Annotated in this window: 12 protein-coding genes; 3 read left to right on the top strand and 9 right to left on the bottom strand. The window is 36.9% G+C overall.

Annotated features, from left to right (window positions below):
* Window positions 1-151: 151 nt before the first annotated feature.
* From WA407_RS15235 to WA407_RS15205, 7 genes are all read right to left on the bottom strand, one after another.
* A complete protein-coding gene (locus tag WA407_RS15235) occupies window positions 152-1,591 on the bottom strand; it encodes a 6-phospho-beta-glucosidase (protein ID WP_336077692.1) in 1,440 nt (479 codons plus the stop codon).
* Between the two features lie 1,583 nt (window positions 1,592-3,174).
* Window positions 3,175-4,104, bottom strand: coding sequence for a hypothetical protein (locus WA407_RS15230; RefSeq protein ID WP_336077691.1), 930 nt, complete (start codon window positions 4,102-4,104; stop codon window positions 3,175-3,177).
* Between the two features lie 468 nt (window positions 4,105-4,572).
* Entirely contained in the window at window positions 4,573-6,672 is a 2,100-nt protein-coding gene (locus WA407_RS15225; RefSeq protein ID WP_209940397.1) for a TniQ family protein, read from the bottom strand.
* Window positions 6,673-6,696: 24 nt separating this feature from the next.
* Window positions 6,697-8,535: a TniQ family protein gene (locus tag WA407_RS15220; RefSeq protein ID WP_209940398.1), complete on the bottom strand. Its 1,839-nt coding sequence runs from the start codon at window positions 8,533-8,535 to the stop codon at window positions 6,697-6,699.
* Between the two features lie 56 nt (window positions 8,536-8,591).
* Window positions 8,592-9,533 carry a TniB family NTP-binding protein gene (locus WA407_RS15215; RefSeq protein ID WP_209940399.1) on the bottom strand — a complete coding sequence of 314 codons (942 nt, stop codon included), beginning with the start codon at window positions 9,531-9,533 and terminating at the stop codon, window positions 8,592-8,594.
* Entirely contained in the window at window positions 9,530-11,608 is a 2,079-nt protein-coding gene (locus tag WA407_RS15210; protein WP_336077690.1) for a Mu transposase C-terminal domain-containing protein, read from the bottom strand. Before WA407_RS15210 ends, WA407_RS15215 begins: the two co-directional genes overlap by 4 nt.
* Window positions 11,605-12,369 (bottom strand): hypothetical protein, encoded by a 765-nt coding sequence (locus tag WA407_RS15205; protein WP_336077689.1) that lies wholly within the window; start codon window positions 12,367-12,369, stop codon window positions 11,605-11,607. The genes WA407_RS15210 and WA407_RS15205 overlap by 4 nt, the downstream gene beginning before the upstream one ends.
* Window positions 12,370-13,908: 1,539 nt before the next feature.
* Between WA407_RS15205 and WA407_RS15200 the strand changes: the two genes are divergently transcribed.
* From WA407_RS15200 to WA407_RS15190, 3 genes are all read left to right on the top strand, one after another.
* Window positions 13,909-14,241, top strand: coding sequence for a hypothetical protein (locus WA407_RS15200; RefSeq protein ID WP_209940402.1), 333 nt, complete (start codon window positions 13,909-13,911; stop codon window positions 14,239-14,241).
* A 295-nt stretch (window positions 14,242-14,536) separates the two neighbouring features.
* A complete protein-coding gene (locus WA407_RS15195; RefSeq protein WP_336077688.1) occupies window positions 14,537-14,689 on the top strand; it encodes a hypothetical protein in 153 nt (50 codons plus the stop codon).
* The gene (locus WA407_RS15190; protein ID WP_336077826.1) at window positions 14,655-15,188 is read left to right on the top strand and encodes a DUF4238 domain-containing protein; all 534 of its coding nucleotides are present in this window, start codon (window positions 14,655-14,657) and stop codon (window positions 15,186-15,188) included. The genes WA407_RS15195 and WA407_RS15190 overlap by 35 nt, the downstream gene beginning before the upstream one ends.
* Before the next feature lie 858 nt (window positions 15,189-16,046).
* Here WA407_RS15190 and WA407_RS15185 read toward each other — a convergent pair.
* Window positions 16,047-16,229 carry a stalk domain-containing protein gene (locus WA407_RS15185; RefSeq protein WP_336077825.1) on the bottom strand — a complete coding sequence of 61 codons (183 nt, stop codon included), beginning with the start codon at window positions 16,227-16,229 and terminating at the stop codon, window positions 16,047-16,049.
* 63 nt (window positions 16,230-16,292) lie between these two features.
* Entirely contained in the window at window positions 16,293-16,472 is a 180-nt protein-coding gene (locus WA407_RS15180) for a stalk domain-containing protein (RefSeq protein ID WP_336077687.1), read from the bottom strand.
* Window positions 16,473-16,507 lie beyond the last annotated feature (35 nt).

Genomic DNA, 16,507 nt, shown 5'->3' with positions numbered 1-16,507 from the left:
TTTGCCTGCTACGCAGTAACAATCCTAAAAATGATGGAATTGCGTCAAGTATAGCCCGAAGAGGAACGATTGTCAACGCTTTCAATGAAGAAACGGAGATCGGAAATCCCCGTGGGCCCGGGACGTCCGATCCTATTTACTTGTAGTACGATTATTCGCCCAGATTTTCGCCGTCGGAATGAATTACATTTTTGTACCAGTGGAAGCTTTTCTTTTTAATACGTTTCAACGAACCGTTGCCTTCGTTGTCACGGTCCACATAAATATAACCATAGCGCTTTTTCATCTCTCCTGAGGAAGCGCTGACAATGTCAATAGGTCCCCAACTTGTGTAACCGATAATTTCGACTCCATCTTGAAGAGCCTCACCCATTTCGGCAATATGCCGCTTGAGATAGTCGATCCGGTAATCGTCGTTAACTTCTCCTTCAGGCGAAACCACATCATTGGCACCAAAACCGTTTTCCACTACGAACAGTGGCTTTTGGTAACGGTCATGCAATTGGTTGGCTGTGATGCGGAAACCTTTGGGATCGATCGTCCAGCCCCATTCGGACTTGTCCAGATATGGATTGGCTACGGAACCAAATACATTACCACTGGTCATGTTCTTGACGATTTCCGGGTTTGTGCTGGTCGTCCGGCTCGAATAATAGCTGAATCCGATATAGTCAACGGTATGATCTTTCAGAATGGCTGCGTCGCCTGATTCCATCTCAATGTTTAATCCATGGTCCTTGAAGAAGCGCTTCGCATAACCAGGATATTCGCCGCGTGACTGTACATCAATAAAGAAGTAGGACTCGCGGTCTTTTTCCATGCCCTGATATACATCTTCGGGATTACATGTATACGGATAGAAGCTGCCGGCAGCAAGCATACAGCCAATCTGGGCATCCGGGATAATCTCGTGACACGCTTTAACAGCCAGCGCACTTGCGACAAGCTGATGATGTGCAGCCTGGTACTGAATTTGTTTAACGTTTTCACCTTCTTTAAAAACAAGCCCGGCACCGAGAAACGGCAAATGGAGAAGCATGTTAATCTCGTTGAATGTCATCCAGTATTTCACTTTATCCTTATAGCGGGTGAATACTGTTTTGGCATAGGTTTCAAACAGGCCTACCAGCTTCCGGCTCCGCCAGCTTCCATATTTCTCGACCAGATCTACCGGCACGTCAAAATGAGCGAGGGTAACGACTGGCTGAATGCCATGTTTATGCAACTCGTCGAACAAATCATCGTAGAATTGCAAACCTGCTTCATTAGGAGCTGCGTCTTCTCCCGTTGGAAAAATACGAGCCCAGGCAATGGAAACACGCAGCGCCTTGAAGCCCATTTCTGCAAATAGCGCAATATCCTCGCGATAGTGATGATAGAAATCAATGGCTTCGTGGGAAGGATAGAATTCGCTTTCAAGTGGAGTCAGCGAGGGAACATTTCCTTTCATTATGCTTCTTCTCTTCTCTCCGGTAGGCAGCAGATCCACCAGACTCAATCCTTTACCGTCTTCCAAATAAGCACCCTCAGCCTGATTGGCAGCAAGAGCACCGCCCCATAAAAAGTCTTTAGGAAAAATATAACTGGACATAAACATTCTCCTTCCAAATGTGTGATAAAAGGGGTAGCGAAGGGTGATAGACAATAAAAAAACCCAAACCAGCCTGTATACACTTAAAGTGTAAACAAGCCAATTCAGGTTATGCCCTATCGGTAACATCCCATGAAAAGGTTATACGTATTTGATTGAAACTCTAACAAAGATTTGGGAACCTGTCAAATTCATTTGATATAATAACACGCAATTAACAAACCAACAACATTATTTCAATCGCCTATTGGGTAATGAAAAGAACCATGAAAGAGACCTCAGATAAACGACTTTACGAAAGATACCTGGCTGTTCGCCTTCGTCTGGAAGGGCACATGTTTTCGAAGATCGGCGATCTACTCAGTCGCTAATTTAAAATATTTTGTTGCAAGAAATTTAGAAAATCCCTTTGCATAGAGCCAAGAGGTATAATTTTTTTGATTATCTTGAACCTCCAATGCTGTCCTTTACTGTTAAATGACCATATTGCAGAAGACAGATATATGGAATGATATTTTTGTTCTTGTAAATCAGCTACTTCAAATTCAACTTTTTGTACTACTTTAGTGGAAAATAGATTCAGGAAAAGGATAATAATTTTATCATTATTTAGGAGTAATATAGCTCGACTTGTCCAAGCCGAAAGGCTTTGAGGAGTTGAATAGCAGATAAGCATGTTAGGTTCTCTATGCGATTCAGTTAGCTTATTAATAGTTTTTTTGTTAATGAATATCATAATCAAATACCTTTCTATTTGGAATTCAAATGAAATAGCTTTTTAGAATATTTATTCAAAATTCCAATTGTTTATGATAAGAGCAAATATATTATATAAGCGTAGATGTTCCTAATCTCATTTGACAATATAATAGTCTCAATTGATGTTAACCGCACACATTGTGGGTTATATCATCAATTGAGACTATAACATGCTTACAATCGTTGTTTCTATAACATTAGTCAAAGATATTTATAACATCTAGTAGGATAAACGTACCTTTTCTATAAAATAAACTGAGATAAGTATTTTCCATTAATTGTTACCAATACGTAAATGTTAAGTAATATTGATTTTGGAAAATGAATAGATCTATCAGTGAAATTAATTCACTTGACTACGATCAAGCATACTCATTTTAGATGATGCATACAGAACAAAGTACTACTCCCTCACATAAATATTTTTTCCGTGTCCATTCTTCCTAAAGTCAAATTTTCATACATGCCCCTATGAAATCTATTCCTACTTTGCTTTGAGTCATTTTATGCATCACTATTACAAACAATAGTTGCTTTTCTTAATTTATAGTCGTAATAACCGACTAGATACCCGTCTGTTTCTAATTTTCATAGATAGATGCCTGCGATAATATTTGATATATCCACTCACCTTCAAACTTAATTTCAAACTCACCTTTTGGAATTATATATTTTTTAAAAATTTGAGCAATGACAAATTGGTTTTGAACTTATGTCCCTGTCCATAGGTCTGGACAAGAACTATAACGCTAAATCAAAAAAAAACGCGATTATCACGCCTTCTTATGAGTACAAGTTTTTCCACTCTGAGAGCAGTCCTTTATTTATGCACCTTTTGTAATGTGATCTTCATATTTATCTAGATCCGATATAATATTAAATAAAGCTTTTTGAATTACCTGAGAGTAGTGATCCTGAAGTTGTTTTTTGCTTCGTAAATGTTTATGTCCATATTTCTTTGCTTCTTCAATATCACTTTGCATTTTATTTATAGAAGAAATAATTTGCAAGTGGTCGTATAAATGAAGCGCAATATCATCACTTATTTCATTTAAAACTACATTTTTAACGTTGCATAAATATGATTTATGAGCAACTACAGTAAGCCATGCTAAATCGTCATCATACAAACTAACTGGATCATCAATTTCTTCCCAAATTTCCTGTAAATTATCTATTAGATCCTTAATTATGAACATCTTCTTGGAGTAATTATGCCCTTGGTCTATTATTCCATTAACCTCTATATTCGAATCTGCTAAGTACGCAAATTTTTCATCCGTCGTTAGTGAAATACCTAAGAACTCTCTTCTAACGCCATAATTCAGACGATTATTCAAAATATTAACTAACCTTTCCAAGTGGTAGATTTTTATTTCATATGATGTACTGGTCATTAAATCTTCTCTTTGAGAAACTGTTATCTCTTGATTTGTTATAAAGGCTAACCCAAAAGCCCCATTCTTACTAATACCTCTAATATCTTCAATGCATTTTTCTTTGATAACTTTATATGTTTTTTGCCCTCTTGGAAAGTATACTGCTCCTATCCACTTCTCATTATTTTTAAAACATATAAAGTCTTTTGTCCCGTCCCTTCCACCTAATGGATGAGATGGATCAATGGATTCAAAGCCTTCTGAGTTCAAAATATGGCTTGCTAGTCGCTCAGCAGCTTTTTGCCCTTTAGTCCATTCTTTCAGTCTAAACCAAGTTTCATCTCCTTCTAAACGTCTCGGATTTTCGTCTTGCATATTGGTCACTCCCCATCTTTTGATCATAGATATCATTTGCTATTGAGCTTCAGACATTCTAACTTTGTATTCCTAGCTTATAAATATAGTCTTATGCTATAAGCGCTCATCAAGACATTGCACCAGGCTAATTGGTACATATGGACTAAAACTATAGTTAGTTATTTAATCAACTTATAAAAATTTATTGTTAGGCACTTTTTCTCCAAGCTTGAAGTATTTTCAATCTGCTAGTGATTAGTTTTGTGGAACCCTCTCCTCAATCTTGTAGCAAATTTTTTTTCATCCGTCCGCAGACGTAGGAGATTTACGACGTTGCTATCAATCACCACGGTATGGGTGACTCGATTTAGTATTTCCTGATAAGCTTTTGATCCTAGTAACACTTATAAACAGAGGAACGCTCCGGTATCCATCTCTTCATGAAACCATGCTGCTCGCGTTCCTCTGGCAAGCTCACTTTAATGGTTAATTATTTTCATAAATTTGTTCTATAAAGTCTTCTGAAAATTCAGACTCAACCTCTTTCAAAGGCATTGTCTCCCAGACTAATTCTTCAATAGTTTTATCGCAAAATAGTCCCAGTTCTGTTTGCCCCCACAACTTACCTACATTAATATTAGAATACTTACCAAGATTAGATTTAGACAAATTGATGTCATGTTTGAATAAGTAGTGAATGGTTTCTTTGAGCTTTTTCTTTTCTTCATTCAATTTCTTTGTAGCTTGTTGCTCCTTTGAAACAACAACTTGTTCTTGTATCCACTCTCCTAATTCTGGGCAATTTTTCGTTAGCCACTTTCGATTCCTTCTAATATAACTGTATACATTTTGGCAATTGAAAGCCCGTTCCTCCCTAAGTAATTTCTCTGTGTAATCCCTAGCCAAAAACCAACAAGTTTGAATTTGATATGACAAAATCGACTTGTTTTGGAGTTGGCGAGCAGAAGTAGCCTCATCATGTAAATTATGATACTTTAGGACACCTCTCGATACCCCATAGATTTGTTCGAAATCCTTTTTTGAGAATGATTTTCCCTGTTGTCGACACAATTCTCGATATTCCACAATTTGCTTTGATAAATTCTTATGATACCTCGGTATCCTTTCCACCTTTTTCTTATTATGAATCCAATACATCTGAATCTCAAAAGTATAGTAATACTGATGAAATTCTAATACGTTCCAATTAAATATTTTTTTTGCTGCAGGAATCATTTTAAATCTAAATAAACCACCAACATGCTCACTTAATGTTTTGAACTTATTTATAAGATCTGATTCAGATTTTGGTCTTGTTACAAACTTATAACCTTCGGGAATTAAATTCTGGTTGTACATATAACCGATAACATCATTAACCTTTTGAGATGAAATATTGAGTATATGTTGTATCCTTTTTCTGGATACTCCAGATTTTAAGAGTAGTAAAAAATGATTGGAAACCAAATTAATTGTATTACCAATTTCACACCAATTTCCAGAATTCCGGTCATACCCATATGGTATGAAGCAAGAAGTACAAATTGATGGTTCCCGATGAGTGTGACTAGCTTTAAAATAATGGTTTGTCATATGAACATTCGTATTTTTATATTTACACCAAGGCGTTAAACAAGGGCCATGCTCCTTAGTTGGCTTATCCTCAAGAATAGATTGAATATACTCCTGACTCACTTCGACTCTTTCTAAGTCCTCAACAGAATTGTTACTATTTAAAAAAAAACGAATTAACATACCCACAATTGAATAATGCTTATCCCTTTTCCCTCTTATTAACCGCATTAAAATTTTTATATTACCTCGAGTTAAATACTTTACTCGATTCGATCTATATCTACTTTCCTTTGATTGAGAAAGAAATATCAACTTTAAGGCCAGCGTTTGTTTTAAATTGAATTGTCTGATACTTTGTTGTGGTGACAAACAATTATTTCCTAATAGTTGTTTCCAAATTTTATACTTTTTCAATTGGTGTGTGTACTCCGTTTCTTGTTCTTCTGCTATTTTTCCGTCGATACTTCCATAACTAAGTGAATAAGAACAGAGCACACAGCAGGATTCCTTCATTTGGTCCCTTGTATACGGCTGTAGTTTTCCGCAATTTATACAACTGGATTCCAAATTTGTTTTATGAATCTCGCATATTTGTAAACCTTTAATTTGCCATATTAAACTAAACCCTTTTTTATTTTCTAAGCATTTTCTGCAAAACAATCGTTTTTTCGTTTCCACTAACAAGCTCAGTTGATGTAAAGTGATGTCTAGCTCTTCACCAGAAATTTTTGAAATTTTTTCTACTGCTGAATAATAGGTATGAGAAAGGATTTCATCCTCACTCATACCTAATAAGTTTCCTAATAGATATATATCCGCTTGGCATTGGGGCAGCAAATCCAAATAACGATACTCTCTAGATGTAATTTTCTCTTTTTTCTGATTGTGAATGACTTGAAGTATCTGGTGAAATGTTGTCCGATTGGCTTCTGCTATTCGAAATAAGTAACTGGTTAACGCCTCTCCTTCTTCGATTCTCGGTCTGATTGGGAAAATATTTTTGTCCTTCATCTCTCTCCCTCATCATTAGATATTTTAATAATCTGGAATGTTTATTGAGAAAACCAAATCCCCTGACCTTTGTATCTCGCTGTTACGCTCCTCCCGCCATTCTTCAATTTGCTCAACTAGCTCTGGTATAACTTTTTTTAGGTAACCGTGCCTTATACCAAGAAAAGCGTATAGTTTTTGCGAATAAACATGTTCTGAACATTCACCGATATATGAAATTGCTTTTTTTGATATATTCAAGAACAAATGTTCTCTTCTTCGTTTCAATTGAATCTCTTTATGATTATGCACTACCCTTGCTCCACCTCTTTTATAGAGGGTGGATGTGGAGATTCCTAACTCTTTAGATACATTAGGTAGAGTAATAGAAATATCCAAGACAATTAGTTGTTCACATATAAATTGAACTTCATGTTCAAAGGTATGATCACTGAATATCATTTTCTCTTTATTATATCTTCTATTAAATAATTCTCTCATCACTGCTGGATGGTATCGGTGCAAAAGATATTGGCCATACCCATTCCATTTCGGCCAAAATCGGATTTGGGCTATATCTTGTCCTTGTTTCAACGCTGATATGAACATTTCTAACAATAATTCGTTGACTTCATATTGAGCTTTAGCCGTTTTCTCCAATAAGATTTGCCTTACATTAAAATATGCCACTCCTCGCCTAATACGCTCTTTATTCATAAAGAAACATTTCTTTTTATCCAACCAACTCATATTGCTTATATCACGCTTGGTCAAAACATCATACACAGCAATAAAACTGGTTCGTTCAATTAATTTCTTCTCCTGATTAAAAGCATACTCACAGAAGCATTCTTTACAAATTAAATAATGGGACAAACCTTTGCCTGACTTATGGGTATGTTTAGTGTTTGTAGATACAAGGCTACCTGGTTGATCTTTTTGTTTACACCATGGGGCTATGCACATATGCCCTCGAGTCCACTGAGTAGATGTATCCTTTAATAATGACTCTAAGAATTCTGGAGGTATTTTCATTTTGTACAGGTCGTTTATACATACCTTATTCTTGTATAGAACGTTGAATACAAAATTTAGTTTTAAAATCTTTTTGGCTTTAATAGTATTTCGTGCGTATTGGAGAAGGTGGGCTAAAGTGTATCCATCCAATGACTTTTTAACTATTTCAGGATGATACATAGACTGAGAATCATTTAACAAAAATAACAATTTCTGCGCAAGACTCTGAACTTCAAAATGCAACTTATCCCCGTAGATAAGTTGATTCATATTGGTTCGTACGGATTTCTGACGTGCTATACTATTTCCCTCATGTGTAGGCTCTGCTGGTATGTCTGTTAAAAGTTGATCGCAGTGGGGACAGCGTCTCAAGCTCGTAATCTCGTTATAATTTATCCGATGATTACAGTAACTGCACTTATTTACGAGCCTTTGATTGTGTTTTTGACAAGAATCAATTCCTTCTACCTTCCATAACAAATCGTAACCTCGATTTTCTTTCAAGCATTGAGGGCAGAAATGAAGAGTTGCACGTATCATATCGTTTGTAAAACGAGCTTGCTCTCCATTTGTAGAATATCCAAAGGTATTTACAACATTCGTGAAGCTACCTTTGTTCACATCAGATTGACTGATGCCTGTAAGTTTAGATAACTTTTCAATATTAAATACACTTTCAGGATAGTAATCAATCCTACGAATATCTCCTGCGTGAAGTAAGTACTTCTCATTTTTTCTAATCATATTCATCAATAAAATCAATGTAACTCCATTGTTTTCGGCAGTTCGTAGGAGATAACTAAACAGAGACTCTCCTTCAATATAAAAAGTTCTAGAGGGAAGTGCACAGTTACCTTTAGTTTTCAAGAAAAATCACCTTCCGGAAAATAATGATACTATCATTATTTCCCAGAAAGCATATATTAATAGCCTTTAGCCAACATCGTTTTAAACTCTTCTATTGGTAAATCACCATTTATATTCTGATAAGCTCTCCTGAGTACTTCTATCGTTTCTGATGTGAACGTTACATCCGCATATTCTCCGTCGAATACACCAAGGAGGCTGTACATTTCTTGAAGTACGGGCGTGAGGATCCCCATCAATCCAGAACTCATGGTGTGTAAAATCTGTGGCAGTTTTGTCGCAGGGTCCCCCAAACCTATAGGTTTTTCAGGTGCCAGACTTTCCTCTATTCTTGACAGTAATCGGCACCACTCTTCATCACACCTTTCAAACCGGTTAATGTACAATTTAGGGTACCGTCGATAGTTCTGAAAGTTTATTTTTAGTAGAGTCTCCACTTCAGGAGTTCCTGCCAGTACAAGAGTGATGTTTGCTTTATTGGCTATTTTCTTGAGTGCATTCATGGCTGCTTTATGAGGGACATTGGAGGTAAGAATATAGTCCATCTCATCTAAAATAAGTACTTCTACTTTTTGTTCCATAAGCAAATGAAATGCCTGACGTTGTGCATCACCAATAGATATGCGTCGTGGCATTTCTGGAAAACCCAAAGCATAGGAGATCTGCTGATATAGCTCTTTAATGGTGAAGGGATCTGGCAACTCCATATATACAACTGGCTTAATATCAACTTCTTTAGAGTTATCTGGACTCACCTCGGTGTATCCCATGTTGAGCTCTTCATATTTTAATAATGCTTGCGACTTTCCAACTCCAGAGGGACCGATAACAGATATATGCCGCTTACCATACTGTGTTGTACCTTGTTTAAACTTGTTTTGAGTTCGGATGGAGTCGAGTACATACCATACTTGTTCAATTTTCGGAAAACGAACATGTAGATTCGCAACTCTATAGGCTAAAGATTGAGTTTCCTTTTGTTCTACTATATTTTTCATTTTATATCCTCCATCTCGGCAAAAATGGCTTTAGCCCCCAATAGTAATTCATCCAAATCGTTGTTTCCTTCTAAGATTAAATTATTCGTTAAAGAGATCGCTATTTCCCCCCCCATTCGTTCATTCATTTTTCGCGCAGTAAGTTTTGGTTTGTAAGAATTAGCAATTAAATCCTGTAATTCTTCTTTGGCTTTTTGAACTGTCTCATTATCCAATCGATTTTTCCGTTTTAGATAACCTGTTTTCCGAAGGTTGTCTTTGATTTTATTCCAGGTATAGCGGTTTATATCTTGAAGCACCTCTGGAGGAGGAGAGGAAGCAACCACTTCAACATATTCTTTCGAGTCAGGTAATTGAATAAATATATGTGATATATCATCATCATCGTATTTAATTTTATATTTGACCTCCCTCTTATTCACAAGGTGTGCCAAATGATCGGCCCTATAATGGATATGATCCATTGTGATTCCATCTTTGCGGGTATAGGGTTTAAGCTCGGTTGGTAACAATTCGATGTGGTAAAATTCTCTTAGTTGAGGTTCTACAATAGGTGGATTACCATAAATGTCCACACCATCTTCATACTTGAGGATAGGAACGTTGCAGTCATCCGGCAAGCCCCTATGTTTTTCAAAATGGTAGATGTCAACGATATACTTGGCTACGATCTTCTCCAATTCAGCTAGTGTAAGTTTCGCTTCTTTAACTGGATCCCGATCACCTTTGTCCATGACATTAGAACCTGTGGAACCTGGGAGGTTGTGAATAATCTGTGTGTTGATTGAGCCCATCAGTCGTTCAATTACTCCACCATAATGGGGAGTTTTTCTAGGACGATAGCGGACTTCCGATTCAAGCGTTTCGTTTATCATTCTTTTAACGTTCACACTTGTAAAGTCTGAACCGTTATCTAAGAAAATGACTGAAGGGATACCAAATATAGACCATTCATTGGTCGTGCCATAGCGTTCTTTGGCCCCCTTAGGGAATATACCATGTTCAATCGCTTTTCGAACTTTATTGGCTGACGGCTCATCAAATGACAAATGCATGCACCAGATCATCCTTGTAAAAACATCAATGCCCAGCGTGATAACAGGTCTACCAATAGCCAAACCTGTCTTTTCATCAACCACAATAATATCCAATCTCGTATGGTCGATCTGTACCATATGTAGAGGATACTGGGCTGCGGTTTCCGAATACCCACGTTGCGTTGTGCTGTAAGACTCAATTCCCTTCTTTCCGTCTCTAAAAATTGCAACCGTCTTTGGACTTAACTGTTTTAAAAGAGAACGAACTGTAATTTCGGGAATCGGTTTCAAACCACTTTTTGTACATTTAGCCTCCATAATGCGAAATATCGCACTAGCTTTAAGACGTCTAGTGTTTAAATAATCTTTCTCAATCGTTTCTTTAATAATGGAGTGGTATTCATCTGCATACTTGGTATAGACAACATCGACCACAACTTCAGGGTGTCGTGGGCTACAGATCTCAATAGCTATTGTGTCTTTTCTCTGTATGTAATTAATATCTGTAGCTTTAACAAAACACTCCAATGCCATGGGTACACCCTGTTTCATTCCATCGCGGTAAGCCTTCACATACCTCATGAGCGTTGAACGTGCCAGTTTTTTCCCTTCGTTCTTGCTGTTCACTAATATTCTTGTAGCCAGCTCCTCTTGAGACAACTTTGTAATGTTCTCGTTTTTGTTCACGTATGTTTTTAGGTATTTATCTGAAAACTCAAGCAGTGCTTTCATATCATTTTGCTTGATTCTGGAAAGAAGTAATATGGGACGGATTAATTCGTACTTCCACGATACTTCTTCGCGCTTATGCTCAGGTAACTTTTCAAGTATGGATTCATACTTTCTCTGTTCGACACGAGCGATCGTTTTCCCACCCCGAAAGGTCGAATCGGAAACAAGTTTTTCAAGACTATATTTAAAGGTTTCATTATCTCCATCCGAACGCTGCAGTACAACATGACTCCCCTTAATAGCAATTAATCTATGCTTCCTTCCCATGAAGTGGATTTCTTCATTCACATTCAAAGTAATCTTCATATTCGATTACCAAAAGCTATTTGATATAACTCATTTAAGGGATGGGCGGTCGTAGCTACATTTAGCTCGATTACGGTATGTTGAGAAATGACTATATTCATATTTGTTTCCACCTCTCCTGTTGCAATCAGGTGGTACAAAAATGGTTTTATATCAGCTGAAGAATACGAAGGAAAGCTACAAGATAATTCTTCAATTGACACGGGACCATTCATCATCATCTTGAACATGACATCCTTTCTAATTGATGGATATAGTCTGCGCTCCCGAAGATGGCCTTGAAGCATTTGTATATTGTTTAGCACTGTTTGCGGCAAAATTTTAGGATAAATCACATCATAGTTCCAGCCCTTATGGGCAGCAAACTTCTCACAAAACTCATTGCATTGCTGAAACGTTTTACTAGGGTCGTCTGGTGCCTCTTTTATCTGATATAACAAAGGAGGACAACCATTTCGAAATACCAGAACATCAGGCACATGTAACCAAAATTCCCCCTCTAATTTTTTTGTTTTACATGGAATGGGGACTTCAATGGGTTGAACATAGTAATATAATGTTGAAACATCCACCTCTAGAAAATAATAAAATAAACACTCATTCAATGAGTGGTACTCGACAGTACGCTTCATCTTTCTACTGTGAAAACTTCCGATGATGTGAGGCCTTTGCCAGCTGATTTTATTATCTACTCTCCGTTTTGGTGAGAATTCTTGGTCTTCTTGTAGCCAGTTTTTATTATTCCACATCAAAGATTCCATGAAGAAAACCTACCTTCCTGGTAATCAATATTACCAACCTCCAAAGCGTAAATCACTCGGCTATAATAATCGATATAAAAACCAATGCTAAGTTTGACTTCTGGCCCACAGTCCGTTATCAGATATGGTTGCTCGACAAGAAACACCGTGCTGAAAATGCGGTTTTCCTCTTTGGAAATATATCTCCTTCTCCTTTCGGGAAACGAATTAATTAGCTGATCTATTTTTATCTTCTCATAAATAAAATTAAGAATAGAGATTTTCACATGTAACCTCTAAAAAAACGACACTACATATTTTCTGCAGTGTCGTCTTGTTAGTGTTATTTTTAATTGTTGTTTCAAAGCGTCTTATGGCGGTTATTAACCACATATAGCTTGAATTAAACACGTTTATCTTTATTTCCTCAGAATATCTAAAGTAATTTAACGATACGGACTCAATTCAGACAATATTCTTACTTATCTTTTAAAAATTCATGCCTTTTATTTTCTTATAGAGCACAGTGTAATTGTATCCGGTAGATATATTTTTAGCTTCGCGGTATTGATCAATTTCAGTTTTATTAAAGTATCTTTTTGCTGCAAACTACATTACCTTTTCATAATTAACAGAGCCCGAACGGCTTAAACCAGAAACATTCAATTGCTCCATAATGATGATAGCTTTAATCAGTGGATGTAGTCCAACAACTTAGAAGCTCCTTGATGATACATTGATTTCTGGATCTCGTGAATACTCCTTTCGTAAACAAATCCACTATCCAAATGTTCGATCACACTTCCTTTTACGGACGATCTTAATATTCCTGATAGATGTGCACTTTAGTAGACATTCCAACAACCATTGCTTTCCTATGTTTGCTCTCTAATCCAGTCCTCCCCTGATATTCAGGATGCAAGGCACCTTTTTTAGCTTTTGAATTCTCCCTTCAGAATAAATAATTGAAGCTAAACTAGATACACCTTTCATCCTCCTAAAGTACAATGTCTCCGTAGAAATCAAATCATAACCAAAAAAAAGAATCCGTTATTTATTCCATCATCTGTTTGCCAACTTCATAAGGTGAACTTTGCAAATAAATCTCTTGGTCTAAACCCTGAAGACCCCTGCAATCTTCTCCCTCCACACACTCTGTCAAGTATAAATAGATTTCATATCCTTTTGGGTTCTACCTAATACAAACGTTTCATGCCCCATTATGTTGGGCAATCTCAAACCAACCTTCTCGTATCGCTTTAGAACAAGTATAATTTAACATGCTGAAACTGGATGTCACCGAAGCATAATCATACATTTTTTAAAGAATCCGATTTTAGGGGCATCATTGTTCTCCCTTTAGCTTACGTCTCTATTTATTGACAATAGGATTTTTTATATTCATTAAATATTAGAATCTCCGAATGGCAATAATATTGGATGATTCACCACAAGAATGTATTTAACACTTTAATTGCATAAAATCAGCTATCATATTGAATTTTGTCTTTTATTGAGATTTTCGTGCGATAAACAACATTCTAAAAGGAGGAACTATTATTGTACTATTCAATAGTTGAAAACAATAGGTACTGTGTGGTGTTAAGAGATGGGGTCGTTGAAAAATTAATTATAGAGCTTCCAACCGAAGCACTTGCGGATGAAGTCGCTGTGCAACTTCAAATGGCTTGGTTAGATGGAGAGTCTTGGGGAAAGAATGAGATGAAAAAACAACTTGATCCAGATGGCTACCGTTCTGAAATCAGTAAAGCCATAGAAAGCTTTAAAAACAGGAATCACAACGAGCAAAAAAGACATCATCACGAAGTGACAGAACAATATGAATCACAACGAAATAAAGTCAGACAACAAGTATTACGTTTAAAAAAATGATTTCCCTTTTAAAACTCGGACGATAAACATTCAATATTCTGAAACGAGATGCACCCATATTCCCATAACGTGAACTCACTGTCAAAGGAATTGTCGTTCTCTTCATATAGGAGTTGTATTACATTTCAGATACTATGTTCTTCTCATATTACTTTATATAGAATGAAGAACCCTAGACATAGTAAAATAAAGAAACTTCGAGGTAGAGAGACAAAGTCAATAGATTTTGTGTAAATTTACTACCAATACAGCCTTTTAAAGAACTTGGTATGAAAACATAATGTAACGAGGTGTTATGTATGGCAAACAAACCGCGCGTAAACATCATTTCTTGCCGCAGTTTTATCTGGCCGGTTTCACCAATTTAGGAGCAAAGGATAGTCTTTTCTGGGTGTTTGATCAGACTACGGTAAATCAATGGGGAGCTAAACCTCGAAACGTGGCATAATCAGAACAATTTTTACCGTGTTGAAGTTCCAGACGGTGAATCCGATGATTTTGAGAAGGCTCTTGCTCAATTTGAGACTATGGGAGGACCCATAATCAAAAATCTGATTCAGAACCAAACAATGCCTGAAGGGGATGACTATGTCATTCTTATCAACTTCATAGCTTTGTTGGCATGCAGAGTTCCTTCAAGGCGTGAAGTTTTTGATGAAGCAATGAGTGATGCGATGCAGGTGTGGATGCAGATGATTTTCCAGAGTCCTGAACATTACGAGTCCTACCGTACAAAGATGATTGAATCCGGTAATGAAGTAGATAACTCAACAATATATGAGGAAATGAAAGAACTCGTAAACACCAACTCCCAATACACAATTTCGTTCCATAACCATATCCATTTAAACAATATGATGACTTCTCTAAATACCATCATTCCTTTGCTTCTGGAACGAAAATGGTCTGTTCTTCTGGCGGATGAACAGACCGGATATTTCATTTGATCTGATTCTCCCGTGAATTTGCACTGTACAATACCTCAAGAAACGATTTGGGGGCCGGGCTTTGGATTAAGAAAAACTGATGTCACCGCTAAGCAAGAATGTCTTGTTGCTTGGAAGATTCGAAGAAGAATTGCCAACTCAGTACCTTTCGCCTGAAGCTAGGCTATTGCAATCATGAACAGCTATACCGCTAGCGACTCTCAAAGATATGTATATTCGAGTGACAGGGATTTTATTTGGTATACAAGAAACAATTGTATTGGAGCAACAGATGATTTAACCAAAACAATACTTGAGAACAGGGACAACTAAGACGATGAAGAAGCCCTAGCCGCACTGTTAGGCGGGAAGCGCTGACTTGTCTTCGACTGAGAAAGACAAAAGAAGACAAACAGACTGACCCGAAGGAAATCTAGCGACGGGGCTACTGCATTCAGAGGTACTACCATGTACCTCATTAGAAATCTGTCCCATTCGACGTCAGATAAGACAAAACCCTAGAGCCTGAGGTGGTAGTACGAACGAGAAAAAAGTACACCAAATGGTGTCCGTCTGGTACTGAATATGGAGTAAGGTGAGTCGAACCCCTGTCCCTCATTTTTTAACTTGAATTAAATAAAGTCATCATTCTCCTTCAAGTCTTACGGGGTAAGGCATTGAGGGAAATCAGTTCGTTATTCGACATTAATGAACTTTATAATATTTTAGAAAGTATTGAGGCTCCGGTCTATTATTCGTCTACAGAAACGGACGGGACATTTAATAAAATTGCCTTCCTATTAATTGAGATTACCCTGTTAACTTATCATTTGTTTATCCATTTTTATACCTGACGTTTCAAATACAGGAGCAATATAATTAATTAGGCTTAGTAATGTTTATACACAAAGTCTCATCCTTTTTGGTACTGTCGACAGTAGCGCCCATAACCTCTGAAACAAATCTGAGAAGCACCATAACACGGTTAGGCAATACTGGCATAACAGGTGAACTAGGCATCAACTTTTCTTTATCGTTTACATACGCCACTTTACTTCTAATAGTCAGACTTACGTATTACCTTTTCGGAACGGATTGTAACCTCCTGTTTTCCTCTATTCCAACTTACTTCCCTCCAAAATTCTCTGATACAAATCTAATTGGAACATACGTTGTATTTGTTGTTCGTTCGATATAAGGATTTGCATCAGATGTGACTTCAACATTGTTTACTTTAAGAATAAGATTAAACAAGTACTTAGGAAGAGCAGCATTAGTCTGATCTGCTGTTACAAAGAAAATCACTGCAAAGAGTATCGCATTAACTGCTTTTTTTTAAC

It is taken from the genome of Paenibacillus sp. 203 (assembly GCF_037027525.1).
Taxonomy (GTDB): Bacteria; Bacillota; Bacilli; order Paenibacillales; family Paenibacillaceae; genus Paenibacillus; species Paenibacillus polymyxa_B.
The sequence above is the reverse complement of the archived record's forward strand: the minus strand, read 5'-3'. Positions and strand labels throughout refer to the sequence as shown.